At 46.4% G+C, this 15155-nt stretch carries 19 protein-coding genes; all 19 read right to left on the bottom strand.

Translation table 11 applies throughout. From position 1 onward, the window contains the following. Positions 1-4: 4 nt before the first annotated feature. The 19 genes from flhB to fliF are packed head-to-tail and all read right to left on the bottom strand — an operon-like array spanning position 5 to position 15144. Positions 5-1084 carry a flagellar biosynthesis protein FlhB gene (gene flhB, locus P3X63_RS09320; RefSeq protein ID WP_077736842.1) on the bottom strand — a complete coding sequence of 360 codons (1080 nt, stop codon included), beginning with the start codon at positions 1082-1084 and terminating at the stop codon, positions 5-7. Continuing rightward, a complete protein-coding gene (fliR, locus tag P3X63_RS09315) occupies positions 1084-1863 on the bottom strand; it encodes a flagellar biosynthetic protein FliR (protein ID WP_026586979.1) in 780 nt (259 codons plus the stop codon). Before fliR ends, flhB begins: the two co-directional genes overlap by 1 nt. A gap of 7 nt (positions 1864-1870) precedes the next feature. Beyond that, the gene (fliQ, locus tag P3X63_RS09310; protein ID WP_026586978.1) at positions 1871-2140 is read right to left on the bottom strand and encodes a flagellar biosynthesis protein FliQ; all 270 of its coding nucleotides are present in this window, start codon (positions 2138-2140) and stop codon (positions 1871-1873) included. A 14-nt stretch (positions 2141-2154) separates the two neighbouring features. Beyond that, entirely contained in the window at positions 2155-2820 is a 666-nt protein-coding gene (gene fliP, locus P3X63_RS09305) for a flagellar type III secretion system pore protein FliP (protein WP_026586977.1), read from the bottom strand. Further along, a complete protein-coding gene (fliZ, locus tag P3X63_RS09300; RefSeq protein ID WP_026586976.1) occupies positions 2813-3475 on the bottom strand; it encodes a flagella biosynthesis regulatory protein FliZ in 663 nt (220 codons plus the stop codon). The genes fliP and fliZ overlap by 8 nt, the downstream gene beginning before the upstream one ends. Before the next feature lie 15 nt (positions 3476-3490). Next, positions 3491-3853 (bottom strand): chemotaxis protein CheY, encoded by a 363-nt coding sequence (locus P3X63_RS09295; protein ID WP_026586975.1) that lies wholly within the window; start codon positions 3851-3853, stop codon positions 3491-3493. A gap of 28 nt (positions 3854-3881) precedes the next feature. Then, the gene (gene fliY / locus P3X63_RS09290; RefSeq protein ID WP_026586974.1) at positions 3882-5012 is read right to left on the bottom strand and encodes a flagellar motor switch phosphatase FliY; all 1131 of its coding nucleotides are present in this window, start codon (positions 5010-5012) and stop codon (positions 3882-3884) included. Next, positions 5002-6000: a flagellar motor switch protein FliM gene (gene fliM / locus P3X63_RS09285; protein ID WP_026586973.1), complete on the bottom strand. Its 999-nt coding sequence runs from the start codon at positions 5998-6000 to the stop codon at positions 5002-5004. The genes fliY and fliM overlap by 11 nt, the downstream gene beginning before the upstream one ends. 37 nt (positions 6001-6037) lie before the next feature. After that, on the bottom strand, positions 6038-6469 hold the full coding sequence (gene fliL, locus P3X63_RS09280; RefSeq protein WP_026586972.1) for a flagellar basal body-associated protein FliL: 432 nt from the start codon (positions 6467-6469) through the stop codon (positions 6038-6040). Then, positions 6466-6681, bottom strand: a complete 216-nt coding sequence (gene swrD, locus P3X63_RS09275; RefSeq protein ID WP_026586971.1) for a swarming motility protein SwrD — start codon at positions 6679-6681, stop codon at positions 6466-6468. Before swrD ends, fliL begins: the two co-directional genes overlap by 4 nt. Before the next feature lie 42 nt (positions 6682-6723). Continuing rightward, complete coding sequence (flgG, locus tag P3X63_RS09270; RefSeq protein ID WP_026586970.1) at positions 6724-7518, bottom strand: flagellar basal body rod protein FlgG; 795 nt, start codon at positions 7516-7518, stop codon at positions 6724-6726. A gap of 27 nt (positions 7519-7545) precedes the next feature. Beyond that, positions 7546-8001 (bottom strand): flagellar hook assembly protein FlgD, encoded by a 456-nt coding sequence (gene flgD / locus P3X63_RS09265; RefSeq protein WP_035428069.1) that lies wholly within the window; start codon positions 7999-8001, stop codon positions 7546-7548. Beyond that, complete coding sequence (locus P3X63_RS09260) at positions 8001-9383, bottom strand: flagellar hook-length control protein FliK (protein ID WP_277692762.1); 1383 nt, start codon at positions 9381-9383, stop codon at positions 8001-8003. Before P3X63_RS09260 ends, flgD begins: the two co-directional genes overlap by 1 nt. 1 nt (position 9384) lies before the next feature. Beyond that, positions 9385-9987 (bottom strand): MotE family protein, encoded by a 603-nt coding sequence (locus P3X63_RS09255; RefSeq protein WP_026586967.1) that lies wholly within the window; start codon positions 9985-9987, stop codon positions 9385-9387. 6 nt (positions 9988-9993) lie between these two features. Next, positions 9994-10443 carry a flagellar export protein FliJ gene (gene fliJ / locus P3X63_RS09250; RefSeq protein ID WP_026586966.1) on the bottom strand — a complete coding sequence of 150 codons (450 nt, stop codon included), beginning with the start codon at positions 10441-10443 and terminating at the stop codon, positions 9994-9996. A gap of 2 nt (positions 10444-10445) precedes the next feature. Continuing rightward, the gene (gene fliI, locus P3X63_RS09245) at positions 10446-11753 is read right to left on the bottom strand and encodes a flagellar protein export ATPase FliI (RefSeq protein WP_372709739.1); all 1308 of its coding nucleotides are present in this window, start codon (positions 11751-11753) and stop codon (positions 10446-10448) included. A 5-nt stretch (positions 11754-11758) separates the two neighbouring features. Beyond that, a complete protein-coding gene (gene fliH / locus P3X63_RS09240; protein ID WP_077736845.1) occupies positions 11759-12529 on the bottom strand; it encodes a flagellar assembly protein FliH in 771 nt (256 codons plus the stop codon). After that, complete coding sequence (gene fliG, locus P3X63_RS09235; protein WP_026586963.1) at positions 12513-13529, bottom strand: flagellar motor switch protein FliG; 1017 nt, start codon at positions 13527-13529, stop codon at positions 12513-12515. The genes fliH and fliG overlap by 17 nt, the downstream gene beginning before the upstream one ends. 13 nt (positions 13530-13542) lie before the next feature. Continuing rightward, positions 13543-15144, bottom strand: coding sequence for a flagellar basal-body MS-ring/collar protein FliF (gene fliF, locus P3X63_RS09230; protein WP_026586962.1), 1602 nt, complete (start codon positions 15142-15144; stop codon positions 13543-13545). Between the last annotated feature and the right edge of the window lie 11 nt (positions 15145-15155).

Here is a 15155-nt window from a genome sequence, read left to right as displayed (position 1 = left end):
TTCACTAGATTTTTTGCTTTGTTTTATATACATAGGCCAGGATTTCAGCAACGGCCTTAAAAAATTCCTCGGGAACGGCCTGATCAATTTCCACCTGATCATAGAGGGCTCTCGCCAGCGGTCTGTTCTCGACCATCATGACGTCATGCTCTTTGGCAATCTGCTTGATTTTCTGCGCCATGAGGTCGACGCCTTTTGCGATGATAAACGGCGCATCCATTTTGCCTTCGTCATATTTAAGGGCGATGGCGTAGTGGGTCGGGTTCGTAATGATGACGTCGGCCTTCGGAACCTCCTGCATCATGCGGCGCATCGCCATTTCTTTTTGTTTTTGCTTAATCTTGGATTTAATCAGCGGATCGCCTTCCGTTTTTTTATACTCATCTTTAATATCCTGTTTGGACATTCGAATGTTTTTCTCATAATCAAACTTCTGATAGAGATAATCGAGCAGTGCGAGAAAAATCAGCGCCACCGCTGCCGAAACGCCCATTAAAAAGGTGAGCCAGCCGACATATGACAATGTCTCCCCCGGTGACAAAAGCGGGATTCTGAGAATCTTGTCAAAGTTCAGCCACAAAACGGCGAATGTCACACTGCCGACGACGGCGATTTTCAAAATGGATTTTAATAGTTCTACGATCGCCCTGATGCTGTAGATCCGCTTAAACCCTTTGAGCGGATCGAGCTTTTTCAAATCGGGCTTCACCGCTTCCGGTGCAAATAAAAACCCGACTTGCAAATAGTTGCTTAAAACGCCTGAGATGAGAGCCGTCAGCATGACCGGAGCCATGAGAAGGCCTGCTTCCAGCGCCAGCTCCGTAAATAGCCCCGGTATATTGCCGGCCGTAAGCTTCATGGTGAGCATGTCTCTAAAAAACCTCTCAATCAGGCCGAGCAAGCGGTCTCTCATCAGCGGACCGATAAATAAGAAGGACATAAAGACGATCAGGAGTGTGACCGCTGTATTGACATCCGCGCTTTTGGCAACCTGTCCTTTTTTTCTCGTCTCGCGCCGTTTTTTCGGCGTCGCTTTTTCTGTTTTTTCCCCTGCAAAAAATTGCAAATCCAACGTCAGCTTCATCATGCCACCCCAAGCAAACTTAATAGATCTCTCATCGTCCGAATGGCAAACTCAAATACGTGCTGAATCATGCTGAACATGACGGACATAAAGATGATGAGCATGATAAAGGTGACCGCGATTTTCAAAGGAAGACCGACGACAAATACGTTCAGCTGCGGCACCGTTCTTGCGACAATTCCGAGTGCCAGATCGACTAAAAACAAACAGGCGACAACAGGTGCAGCCAATTGAAAAGCCGTAATGAACATCGTGTTGAAGCTTTTCGCGATAAACTCCGGGAATGCTTCATCCCCAAATCCCAACGCCAGACGGTCGACCGGGATGTATTGATAACTGTAGTAAATCCCGTCAAGCAGCAGATGGTGCGCATTCAGGCTCAGCATGAAAAGCAGGGCCAGCGTATACAAAAACTGGCCGACCAGAGGGCTTTGCGCTCCTGTCTGCGGATCGATGACATTTGCCACGGCGAATCCCATTTGAAAATCAATGAATGATCCGGCGATTTGAACGGCGGAAATCATCATGTAGGCAATCAGGCCGAGCAGAAGTCCGACAAGCGCCTCCTTCATGATCAAAAGCATAAAAAATGCGTCAATATCTAGCTGGGGAGGCTTTTCAATCGTACTGAAACTGACAATCGCCAGAAAAAATGCAAAACCTATTTTATGAACGGCCGGAATTGTCCGATAAGAAAATAGAGGCACCGTGACATAAAAGGCAGACACTCTGACAAACACAAGTAAAAAGGCTGGAAATGATTCAATAATTGACATCATCTGAAAACTACCCTGCAAAACGATTTAAATTGGAGAACAGCTCGGTCGCAAAAGACAAAATCGTCGACAGCATCCACGGTCCAAAAATGACGAGCCCCACCAAGACGGCGACAATTTTCGGTATAAATGCAAGAGTCTGTTCCTGTATTTGAGTCGTTGCCTGAAAAATACTGACGATCAGCCCTACCGCCAGAGCGAGCACAAGCAGCGGCCCGCTGATGAGCAATGTCACGTATACCGCTTTTTCAGCTATCGATATAACAAATTCTGAATTCATGTTTAGCACCTACTCTAAAAGCTTTGCAGCAATGATTTAACGATTAAATACCAGCCGTCCACAAGGACAAAAAGCAATATCTTAAACGGCAGCGAAATCATGACTGGCGGAAGCATCATCATCCCCATTGACATCAAAACACTGGCCACGACCATATCGATTACCAGAAACGGAATAAAAATCATAAATCCCATTTGAAACGCGGTCTTCAATTCTGAGATGACAAACGCGGGAACCAACGTTGAAAGCGGAATATCTTCAACCTTTTCAGGCGTTTTCTTATTGGCATAATTCATAAACAAAGCCAAATCCTTCTGCCTCGTATGCTTGCTCATAAATTGTTTAATCGGAGCTTCAGCTTTCGTGTACGCTTCATCCAACGTAATTTTGTTGTCCATTAAAGGGGTCAGCGCTTCTTTGTTTATTTCTGAAAACGTCGGCCCCATAATGAAAAACGTTAAAAATAACGCAAGTCCGATCAGCACCTGGTTTGGCGGCATCGACTGCGTCGCCAGCGATGTCCGCACAAAGGAAAGCACGATGACAATCCTTGTAAAACACGTCATCAGAATCAAGATGCCCGGAGCGATCGAAAATACTGTTAAAAGCAGCAAGAGCTTGACGCTTGTGCTGACATTTGCCGCATCGCTTGAATTAAATAGATCAATAAACTCATTCATGTTGATTTTGGCCTTTCTTTCTGCCTTTTGCATGATTTTGTTTCAATTCCGCAAGCTGCGCTTTTAATGATTCAGAAAAAGAAGCTTTGACACCTTTTTTTTGCACGCCCGGAACTTTGACTTGCTCCACCCATTTCTGCCATTCAATCTTGCTGTTCATCGCAGCCTCGTGCTGTTTGAGGATGTCTTCGCATTCCTTTTCATCATCGATCTCTTTTAAAAGCTGAATATTTTCCCCGACGCCGACGACAAGCACCCTGTTTCCTACTTTTACGAGCTGTACGGATTTGTTTTGCCCGAGTGAAGTGCCGCCGATGTTTTCGACATGCTGAAAAGGTTTTAACAGGCGGTTTCGTTTGTTCACAAACCTAACCAGAGCGTAAATCAGAAAAATCACGAACAGCAGGGCGCCGATCATTTTGACAAAATCAAATATGGAAACGGAAGGAGACGGGGGATTGCTCTCCGCCTCTTCCTTCTTGGAATCGCTGCTTTTTTGCTCTGTTTTGTCTTTTTCCTTGAGTTCGCCTGCATCTTTCTTAAACAGCTGATCAACCGTCTGATCGCCGGACTCCTCGGCAAAAGCGAAAGGATGAGGCATTGCGAAACAAAGCAGAAGGCAAATGCCGGCTGTGATAATAAAAGATTTCTTCAACAAGTTGTACACCCTTTAGCTCAGCGTTTTATTGATCGCTTCCATCACGCGGTCAGCCTGGAACGGTTTGACGATAAAGTCTTTCGCCCCCGCCTGGATGGCGTCGATAACCATTGATTGCTGACCCATTGCAGAACACATGATGATTTTTGCCTGAGGATCGATTTCCTTGATTTCTTTCAGAGCGGTGATTCCGTCTTTTTCCGGCATGGTGATATCCATTGTCACCAAATCCGGCGTATGCTCTTTATATTTTTCTACGGCCTGCGCTCCGTCTTGAGCTTCGGCGACCACTTCAAACCCGTTTTTCACCAAAATATCTTTAATCATCATTCTCATAAATGCTGCATCATCAACTACTAAAATCTTGTAAGCCATCTTAATCTCTCCTTCATTCAATCTGTTGTTATCTTAATTTATTGATTCGTTCCGCCTGACTTAAAATGTCTGTCACCCTGACACCGAAGTTCTCATCGATGACAACGACTTCCCCTTTGGCGACAACACGCTGGTTGACGAGGATGTCAACCGGTTCTCCGGCCAGCTTGTCAAGCTCAATGATGCTGCCGGTTGACAGCTCCAGCACCTCTTTGACGCTGCGGCTTGTTCTGCCAAGCTCGACCGTCACGGATAAAGGAATGTCCATGAGCATGTCAAGGTTGTTGAGGTGCGGCTGTGCTTCAGGCTGGGAATCAAATGAAGCAAACTCAGCCGGTGTGACCTGAACAGGTTCGGATACTTTCGCCGTACCCTGCCGTTTAGGAGCGGGTTCTTTTTTCGGAGCCGGCGAAGGCTGAGGCGCGGCTGAATCCTGTACAGGCGGTGCCTGCTCCGGCACTACCTGTTCCTCTACAGGCTGCTCACCGCTTTCCTGATTCGTCAATTCGTCAATCAGATCTTTTGCAAAGGTGAGCGGATAAAGCTGCATAATGTGCGAGTCAATCAGATCTCCGACTTTCAATCTGAAGGATACTTTGACAAGTGGATCCTCTTTAGGAATATGGTCTGTTCCTTCCCCTTCCTTTACATCAAGAAGATCAACCTCAGGCGGCGAAATATCAATCTTCTTGCTGAACACGGTTGACATCGAAGTCGCCGCTGAGCCCATCATTTGGTTCATCGCTTCCTGGACGGCGCTTAAATGAATCTCGCCAAGAGACGGATCAGCATTCGCCCCGTCTCCGCCCATCATCAAGTCGGCGATGACGGCTGCGTCTTCCTGTTTGATGACGAGAAGATTGTTGCCTGAAAAGCCTTCCGTATAGCTCACACCGATCGATACATAGGGGTGCGGAAACTCATCGTTCAAATGGCTTTTTTCGATCACCGATACGGTCGGTGTCGTGATTTCGACTTTTTGGTTCAACAAAGTGGACAAAGCTGTTGCAGAGCTCCCAAAGGAAATATTTCCGATTTCCCCGATCGTATCTTGTTCCATCAGGGACAATCCTGATTCCGGCTGCTCCCCATTATTGTCATCGCCGCCTTTAAGCAGCGCATCAATTTCATCCTGTGATAACTTATTGTTATTCTCCATATTCTTCACCTCTTATGTCGTGATCTAGAATTTGAATCGCAGTTTTTCGATTCATTCGGCCGGCTTGTCCTAGAAATTTCGGTTTATCTCCGACCAAAACAGTAAGAGGTTCTGCTACTGATTTGTCCAAAGTGATACAATCTCCAATTTCTAAACTCAAAAACTCTTCAATGGTTAGTTCCGATGATCCGAGTTCTGCGACAATTGGGATCCGGGCCGTCATGATCCGCTTTTCAATCGACTTTGTTTCCTCCGGCTTTGGTTCAATTCTGTCTGATTGCATCCAATAATGGACGGAAAGCTTCGGAATGATCGGTTCAAGAACGACATGCGGGATACACAGGTTGATGACCCCGCTAATATCTCCAATTTGTGTATTCAGCGAAATGACAACGACCGTCTCATTAGGCGAGACCATTTGCACAAACTGCGGATTCACTTCAAAATCGGACATTTCCGGCTCAATTTCCGCAATCGACTCCCACGCATCTTTATAATTCGTGAGGCAGCTTTCAAACAAATTGGACATGATCTTCGTCTCGATTTCCGTCATGTTGTCGATTTTGTTATGACTCGTTCCGATCCCGCCCATCACCCGGTCCATCATCGCATAGGCGATGGTCGGGTTGATCTCCATCATGATCCTTCCTTCAAGAGGATGAACCTCAAAAAGATTGAGGATCGTCATGTTTGGAATCGATCTGATGAACTCCTCGTAAGGGACCTGATCAACCGAGCTGACGGAAATCTGGATATAGGTTCTCAGCTGCGCCGAAAAGTAGGTCGTTAAAAGCCTTGCAAAGTTATCATGAATCCTCGTCAGACTGCGGATCTGATCCTTCGAAAAGCGGAGGGCCCGTTTAAAATCATATACTTTGACTTTTTTGGCGGCCTCTTCTTTCTTCAGCTCATCGGCATCCATTTCTCCGGTCGATATCGCTGACAGCAATGCATCGATTTCATTTTGGGAGAGCACTTCTCCTGCCATCTGATTTTCACCTCCATGGTTCTGTCAAATCTCTTTCCTACTGCAGATTAAAGGAGGTAATGTATACTTCTTTCACTTTGCCCTCTTTCATATATTCCGAGTTCATTTTTTGTTTGAGCTTTTCTTTAAAATGCTCTTTTCCTTTTGTTCCTTCAAGGTCATCCGCATTTGTATTCGCCAAAAGGGAGATCACCGTATCTTTGATTTGGAAATCCCGTTTTTCAAGCTCTTCCTTTGCCTTTTTGGAATCGGCTTCAAGCTTGATGGACAGGCGGACAACATTGTCAGATTTTAAGTTCGTGGTGATTTCATCGATTTCCACTGAAGATTCCACCACTTCATCGATCGATGGTTCCTGCTTTTCATCCTTTCCGCTTGCGTTTCCTTTGATGACAAAGAAAGCAACGGCTCCCAGCACAGTGATGGTCAAAATAATAATCAGCATGATTCCTAGAAGTTTTTTATTCATTCAGATTCCTCAATTCTTTGGTCACAAGAAAGTATTTGGATTTTTTGATAGAAAGAGACAATGTTTTCTACAACGGTATCTTCGTCTTCTTTGACAACAAATTTTTTTCCGTTTGACAAGGTGATGGTCGTATCCGGAAAACATTCAATTTGTTCAATAAAAATCGCATTCAGAATAAAGGGCTGTCCGTTTAATCGCGTCACTTTGATCATGGTTTATTGAAAGGCGCCGTCAGAGAGGCGCCCTCTCCCTCCTTATCGCTTCAGATTCACAAGTTCCTGAAGAATTTCATCAGAGGTTGTAATGATTTTCGCATTGGATTGAAAACCGCGCTGTGAAATAATCATTTCGGAAAATTCTTCTGAAAGGTCAACGTTTGACATTTCAAGCGCACTTGTTTGCAGTTCGCCTGATGTGCCTTCCCCCGGCGCAACGATTTGCGGAGCTCCGGAGCTCAAGCTTTCGCGGTATAAGTTGTCGCCCGCTTTAGTCAACCCTGACGCATTGCTGAACGTCGCCAAAGAAATCTGTCCGGCTGTCACGTTGTTGTTATTCTGATCGACATAAGTCACCGTTCCGTCGGTTCCGATGCTAAATGATTTAGCCTCATCAGGCGGGATATTGATTTTCTGATCGTCTGCTGTCAATACGAACAATCCATCTGCAGTCGTCAAATCGCCTTGATCAGTCAATGTGAAGTTGCCGTATCTTGTATAGTACGTCTCATCCCCTGTTCCGACGCGGAAGTAGCCGTCCTTGGTAATCGCCAAGTCAAGTTTGCGGCCTGTTGTTGCAGGTGCGGCATTTGTATGAATGACATCAATCGATCCGATCGTGGAACCGAGCCCGATTTGCTGGCCGTTCACAGAGCCTCTGTTCGCAGTCGAAGCAGTCGCTCCTGAAAGCTCCTGACTGACAATATCTTTAAATGTAACCCTGCTTTTCTTATACCCATAAGTATTGATGTTAGAGATGTTGTTGGCGATGACATCAAGCTTTGTTTGAAAGTTTTTCATCCCGCTGATTCCTGAGTATAGTGAACGTAACATGATTATTCCTCCCTGTATACTTTGTTTTTATTTGTCAGAACTTCCTACCGCTGTCACATTCCATGGGCTGACTTCGGTTCCGTCGTCAAGCACGAGCACGTATTGCCCGTCAGAACTTTTGACAGATTGAACAAGCGCTGTTTTTTCCTCGTGGCTGTCACCTTCAAATGTGACTTCTTTGCCAATCCAGCCGACATACATGGACATCGGATCTTGAAGCCCGACGAACGTTGACATCGTTGAGTTTAAATTTGTCAGCTGCTCAAGGCTTGAAAAAGTCGCCATCTGCGAGATAAATTCGCGGTCATCCATCGGATTTGTCGGGTCTTGATTTTGCAATTGCGTGACCAAAAGCTGTAAAAAAGCATCCTTGTCCAAACTGGTTCCGATTGATGATTCCGTCGTTTTTTTGGAACTGGACGACGTCGAATTTGCAATTGTACTGCTGACCTGAGTTCTAGCATCAACCGCTGTTTCAGACATTAGATCTCCTCCTCGTTATCCTGGCTCGGGGTTTCGATTAACTCATCCAAAAACTCTCTGAAATCTTCGTTATCTTGGCTTTTCTGCTGATCTTGCTTCTGCTGCTGCTGACCTTTTTGATCATCAGCCGGCTGTCCGAAGGTCTGATCCGCGCTTTGGTGTGCCACGGCAAAGCGGTCGATGTGCACCGACATGTTTGGCAGCGCCTGTTTGAGATGCGAGAGATTGTGTTCCAAAAGCTCTTTCGCTGAATCGGTTGAGGCGATGATTTTGCTGGAAAACATCCCGTGCTGTTTGACCAGTTTAATCGTGATAAAACCAAGATTTTCAGGATTCAGACGGATCGTAAAACTGCCGGTCGATCTCCCGAACGGGGTAAACTTCATTTGTTTCCACGAGCTTAAAATTTGCTCTGAAACACTTTTCGGCTGAGATTGAGATGCTTCATCAGCAGTCTGTGTCATTTGCAGCCCCTGAAGCAAGGTCTGGCTTGTCCGGTGCTGGCTGCTGAGTAGTCCGTTTGAATGGACCGGCTGATCGCGGATAACCGCTTTTTCATCCGCTTGGACGTCTTTCGCTTTAACCATGAACGACAACCGCTGATCCGCTTGCGGAGCGTCGGTTTTTTTGCCCATCAGCATCGCTTTCAGCTCACTTTCGGCCAGCTTCCAATCTTTTTGCCCCGTTTCAGAGTTTGCGGACATCATCTGCTCCATAATGCTTTTCAGACCTTTCAGTTCAGCGCTTGACATGGACAGGACCTTTGACTGAGCCGGATCTGTTGTGAAAAACTGGCGTTTGAGCTTGCCGACGAGCTCTTCCGAACCCGGTTTTGACTGCAGGATGGCAAGAAACTCCGGCGCCTTTTCAACGATGTCGGCCACAAGTGCTGTTTTTTGCGACGGCTGGTTGTCCTGGATGATCTGAGTAAGCAGATGCTGAACTTGGTGCAGCACATGGCTGTCAGGCAACTTAAGCTCTATTGTTTCAGGTTTTTCCTCGCCGGGTAATGCCGCTTCGGCCTCGTCTGTTTCACCGGTGTTCTCAAGCAGTGTCTTTATTTTATGTAAAAGCTGTTCGACAGCTGCCAGCTCCTCTTCGGAAGCGGTCACGCCGCCGTGCGGAGGAAGGGAACTGAGCGATTCTTCGTCCAGAGCGCCATCTGTCTTTTGTGAAAGCCAGTTTTCAAGCTCCTGTAACAGCTGTTCCAATTGACTACCTGAAGACGTTTCTCCTCCATTTTCACTTGCGGAAAGGCTCCCGTTTTCTTTCTGCAACACATTTTGAAAGATGGTTCCTGCCAATGGCTGCCTTGCTGATTGTGCAGATGCGGCATCCGCCTTCGGCGCGGCATTAAAAGAGAGCATATCAAGAAGCTTCAATCTATTCCCCCCCTTCATTTTTTTCTTCATTTTCCGCAAGCTTCTCGGTGAAGAGAGCCGCTTTATCAGGAGCCATTTTTGAGAGAATTTCCGTCACTTGCTTTTTGTTTAATGCGTCTAAAATCTTTATGGCTTCCTGCTCTTTTAATTCGGTTAATATCTTTGCAGCTTTATTGCTCGGCATGCTCTGATAGATTTTGACGACCTTGCTGTCCTTTTGGTCATCAGCGCTGTTTTTATCATCTTCGGCTGCGTCTTTCTCCGTTTTTTCCAGCGAGCTGATCTTTTGTTTGAGCCGTTTGATCTCTTCATCGCTCGTTTTCAAGTCGCTTGTCAATGTTTGAATTTCGCTTTTTTGTTCATCAATCGTCTTTTGGAGCTTTTCCTCTTTATTTTCCTTCTGCTTTGCCGCGCTGTCTTTCTCCTTATTCCCATCGTCGCTTTTAACAAGCTCTTTTACGACCGGAATTTTGGAGGCCACATCCTGGACGTTCACTCCCAAGAGCCACATCCCGACGAACCCTACAACGACTAAAAAGATGAGCGGAATGACGACGACAAACAAAAACGTCTGAAATTTACCGGCTTTTTTTTCTTCGGCCATCGCTTTTTACCCCTGGTTTCCTTGACTCATGAATTGGGCAATGGAGATGTCGTCCATTTCTTTCAATTCATTTGCTTTGTTTTGTATTGCATACATTTCAAACTGTTTTTCTTTCATTTTTTCAAATTTTTTAAGTTCAATGTTTTTTTCCGTCAAATCGTTTTGCTTCTCATACATTTCGTTTCGCTTCATCATCACAAGCTTTTGATAATGGTAAATGGTCGTTTCTAGATTTGTGACAAACTGCTGATAATGTCTCATTTCCTGAACGCTCATCCCTGTCTGCAGCTTGATTTCTTTGTTTTTCTCAAGCGTTTCCTTTTGGTTCATGCTTTCATAGAGCTTTTCCGCTACCTTTTCAAATTCGGAGACAGAATGTTGATATTCAGCGAATGATTGGTCTTTTTCATTTTCTTTAAGCTCCAACAGCTTTTGAAATTTAAATGAATAAGCCATTCCTAATCCTCACTTCCTAAAAGACTCTTTAATAAGGAGATGCTGTCTTCCTGGGATGCCGCTTCATCGACTTCCTGCTTCAGAAAGCTGATCAGCTTTGGATAAAACTGTATGGCTTCATCAATATCGCGGGAAGATCCTTTTTTATAGGCGCCTATGTTGATGAGATCCTCCGAATTTTGATAGGTTGACAGCAGCTCCCTGAATCGGTTCGCCGCTCTGATGTGATCCTTTTCAGCGATGTTGGCCATGACCCTGCTGATGCTTTTTAAAATATTCACTGCAGGAAACTGGCCTTTATTCGCCAGATTCCGGTCAAGGACGATATGGCCGTCCAAAATCCCTCTGACGGTGTCGGCGATCGGTTCGTTCATGTCGTCACCATCGACAAGAACTGTATAAAAAGCCGTGATCGATCCCTTTTCGGTCGTCCCTGTTCTCTCTAAGAGCTTAGGTAAAATAGCGAACACCGAAGGCGTATAACCTTTCGTCGTCGGCGGTTCGCCCGTGGCTAAGCCGATCTCTCTCTGAGCCATGGCGACCCTTGTCACCGAATCCATCATAAACATGACGTTTTGCCCTTTGTCGCGGAAATACTCGGCGATTGCCGTTGCGGTATATGCCGCTTTCAGCCTCATGAGTGCGGGCTGGTCAGAAGTCGCCACAACGACGATCGAACGCTTCAATCCTTCTTCTCCAAGGTCTTTTTCAATAAACTCCCTGACTTCCCGGCCCCGCTCTCCTACAAGGGCGATCACATTCAGGTCCGCAGCCGTCTGCCTTGCAATCATTCCCATCAGGGTGCTTTTTCCGACGCCGCTTCCTGCGAAGATGCCGACGCGCTGTCCCTTGCCGACGGTCAAAAGACTGTCAATCGATCTGACGCCAACCGCCATTTTTTCTCTGATCGGCGGCCGTTTCATCGGATTTGGCGGAGCCTGGTCTGTTGAAACAGGTGCCAGACCTTTCGGCAAGGCGCTTCCGTCGAGCGGGGTGCCGAATGCATCGACAACCTGGCCGATCAGCCCGGAGCCGACCTTGACCTTTAATGATTCGCCGGTCGCTTCGACAATGCTGCCGGGAGCGATGTTTGATGCTTCAAGATATGGCATGAGAAGTATGTTTTGATCCTTGAACCCGACAACTTCAGCTTTTATGGCTTTCGGTCCGTCTCCTTTTGTATAGATCTTGCAGACGTCGCCGATCGAGCATTCCGGCCCCTTTGATTCGATCATTAAGCCGACGGCCTGTTTGACTTTTCCGTAGCGTTTGTATGAATCGGCCGTTTCGATTGCTTCAAGCAAAGGCATGAGCTTCACCGGCTTTCACCCGCCGTTTCAAGCAGCGTGTTCAGTTTCTGTTTCAGCTGCTCCAATTGCGTATCGATGCTTGCATCGACTCTTCCGAAGGCCGTTTCTACGTAGCAGGTCCCTTTTGCCGCTTTATCATCGGCATAAATCGCGAGATGGGAACCGTATTGAAGAAGCGCATCGAGTTCGTTTTTATGGCTTTGAACTTCTGTGTAATAGTCCGGGTCGACATAAATCGAAATGTCATCAAACTCTTTCATTTCGGACAGCACCTGTTTGACAAGGTCGGTGAAAGCTTCCTTGTCATCGGGCTTTTGATTCCATACTTTTTTGGCCAGAGAAACGGCAAGCGTGACGATTTCTTCTGCAGATTGCTCAATTTTTTCTTCGTAGTCCCGCCTTGCTGCCCTGACGATGGCATTGGCTTCTTCCAAATAGGATTCATAAGCTTTTTGCGCCTCTTGTTTTCCCATTTCGAGCCCCGCCTCAAAGCCTTCTTTTTTCGCTTGTTCAATCAAGGCTTCCCGCTCTGCCTCCCAGCCGGCTCTTTCCTCTTCAATCTGCCTGCGGATTTGTTCATGTTCGGCGTTCGCCTTTTCATATATTTTGCTTGCTTCCTGCCGGGCATGATGAAGAAGGAGTTCCGGATCGGGTTCGGCGGCGGCAAGGTCAGCCTCGTTTACAGGGCGTTTGACTTCCTTTAACGTAATCGTCCGCCTTTTCTGTTCCGGGACCGATGATAATCGTTGTTTAATAATTTTAGACAATGATATCATCTCCTCCGCCCCTGGCGATGACGATCTCACCCGCTTCTTCAAGTCTGCGGATGACGCTTACGATTCTGGACTGTGCTTCTTCAACATCACGGAGACGAACAGGTCCCATGAATTCCATTTCTTCCTTAAATGTCTCAGCCATACGCTGTGACATGTTGCTGAAGACAATGTCTTTGACCTCTTCGCTGGCCACTTTCAGGGACAGGAGCAGATCGTCGTTTTCAACATCGCGGATAACCCTCTGAATCGCACGGTTATCAAGCGTAACAATATCTTCAAAGACAAACATCCGTTTCTTGATTTCATCCGCCAGTTCCGGATCCTGAATCTCGAGGGCGTCGAGAATCGTTTTCTCCGTTCCCCTGTCAACACCGTTCAACACTTCAACCACGGCTTCTATGCCGCCGGTCTGTGTGTAATCTTGAGTGAAGGTGGATGAGAGCTTCTGTTCTAAAATTTGTTCGACTTCATTGATGATTTCCGGCGAAGTCCGGTCCATCACAGCAATCCGCCTCGCCACCTCCGCCTGCACATCCTGGTTCAGTTCTGATAAAATCTGTCCGGATTGTACAGGGTCCAGGTAGGATAGGATCAGCGCGATCGTTTGCGGATGCTCATGCTGGATAAAATTCAGAATTTGCTCGGGATCGGCTTTTCTGGCAAAATCAAACGGCCTGACTTGAAGCGACGATGTCAGCCGGTTGATGATGCTGGCCGCTTTGTCTTCGCCAAGCGCTTTATCGAGCACCTGCTTAGCGTAGTGAATACCGCCTTGGGAAATATATTCCTGAGCAATAGCCGTTTCATGAAATTCTTGGATGATTTCATCTTTTTTCTCAGGAGATACAGATCTGACATTTGAGATTTCAAGCGTCAGTCTTTCAATCTCTTCATCTGTTAAATGCTTGTATACCGAAGCTGACACATCAAGTCCTAAGGATATCATGAGAATGGCCGCTTTTTGTTTGCCTGTTAGCCTGTCTTGTTTCATTTTTGCCATTTCAATACTCCTCCTAATCCTCAGTCAGCCAACTGCGCAGTAATTTGGCGAATTCTTCAGGCTTGTCTTTCGCCATTTTTTCAAGCTGTTTACGTCTGACGCTTTCTTCCGTCTCTTTCTCATTGTTTACATCTGCCACTCTGATCGGTTCCTGAGGCGTTTCATACCATTCTTCCTCATACTCTTCATCAGCATTTTTGCGCCGTCTGATGAGCCAGATGATAAGGCCGATCGCCGCAACCAGACCGGCTCCGCCTGCAATATAAGCCCAAAGCGGTATGCCGCCTGTCGCCTCTTCCGTGTCCATTGTCTGTTTGCCGTCAAACGATGAAACAGAAACGACGATTTTGCTTTGCAGATCTTCGTCTGTGAGCTGTTCATTCTCCGACTTGTCAAGCGATGTCCGGACGATCGTAGACAGAATGTTTTTAATATCGTCCTGTCTCTCTTGTGTCAAAGAAGCCGGGTTTTTCGCATTTGGCGGTTCGACTAACACTTGAATCCCTAAATCCCTGACTTTATACGGGCTTTCTGCGATTTCTTTATGAATCCGGTTGACTTCATAATTGAGACGGTCTTCGCTTTTTTCATAATCTCCGTTATTATTGCCGTCTTCCGTTTCGGCGTAATTTGTGACGTCTTCGTCACCGGTGCCGTTGACTCCGCCTGCCTGTGCCCCGTTTCCGGAGTACGTTTCGCTGATTTTTTCCGAGCTTACGACGATGCCTTCCATATTTTCTTTGTCGACGGGTTCAACCAGGTCTTCTGTTCGTTTTTCCTGCGTAAAGTCGATGTCCGTCGTGACGGATACCGCGACTTTATCCTGCCCCATCATCGTGCCCAACAGGCTTTGAACCTGTCTTTGAAGATCTTTTTCGATCTGCGCTTTGACCTCGCGCTGTGAAGCGTAGGAATTTCCGGACGAATTGCCGATGCCCTCGCTGTTTTGATCATAGTAGTTCGAATTTTGATCCATAATCACGATATTTTTCTGATCAAGATTTGGCACACTTTTCGATACGAGGTGATACAGGCCGTTGATTTCACTTTGGTCAAGCGTATGGCCCGGTTTGACTTGAAGGACGATTGAAGCAGAAGCTTCCGGCTTTTCTTCTCCGACAAAAACGGAATCCTTCGGAAGGTTGATCATGACTTTTGCATCTTTAATGCCGTCGATGCCTTTGATGAGATTTGTCAGCTCGGTTTGGGTCGCTTTCACTTTCAAAACATCAAACTCGTTGTCTGTCATCCCAAAGCCGGCATTTTCACCAAAGAACGAATAATCGATGCTTCCGCTTTTCGGAAGGCCTTCTGCGGCCAGATCCACTTTCAGCGAATCGACATTTTCTTCCGGAACTTTGATGATGGAACCGTCGGATGCGACTTCTGAAGGTATTCCTTTTTCATCAAGGACCTGTTTAATTTGACCCGCTTCTTCGGCTGACAGATCCTTATAGAGCGGAACCATCTTATTTGTTGAGGCCAAAATACCTATGACGATAGAAAGAATGACTGCTGCAGCAAAAACGCTGATCATCAGTATTTTCTGCCACTTCGATCGATTTTTCCAAAAATCAGTTATTTTCGTTTTGATTTGCAATAAAGTACGATTCATCTTACTCCCCC

Source organism: Bacillus sp. HSf4, from assembly GCF_029537375.1.
GTDB classification, from domain to species: Bacteria; Bacillota; Bacilli; order Bacillales; family Bacillaceae; genus Bacillus; species Bacillus sonorensis_A.
This window is presented reverse-complemented; position numbering and strand designations above follow the sequence as displayed.